This is a genomic window from Streptococcus sp. WM07 (genome assembly GCF_004570525.1).
GTDB lineage: Bacteria > Bacillota > Bacilli > Lactobacillales > Streptococcaceae > Streptococcus.
Genome location: NZ_SPPZ01000372.1, coordinates 1 through 238, shown reverse-complemented (window position 1 = coordinate 238; position 238 = coordinate 1). Strand labels below are relative to the sequence as shown.

General features: G+C 38.7%; 1 protein-coding gene. It reads right to left on the bottom strand.

Annotated features, from left to right (window positions below; genetic code table 11):
• A partial coding sequence (locus E4T71_RS09605) for a transposase (protein WP_194181282.1) occupies positions 1–238 on the bottom strand: 238 nt, incomplete at both ends.

Sequence of the window (238 nt, the reverse complement as noted above, 5' to 3'; positions counted from 1 at the left end):
AATCCAGATTTCATCTCTTTTATGAAATTTTCAGACTGTCCCCGTTTTCGATAAAGTTGAAAATATTCCTGGCTAACTCCACCAGTTAGATTGGTCACAAGAGAAGTAACATCATAGAAGAGTTCTCCTTCCTTTCTTTGTGAAAATTGGCAGACACGGCGCACTTGATCCCAAGACTTTGCTTGATAGAAAGTCTCGGAGTAGGAAGAATGGGGTAAAATCGTTACATTTTCATCTT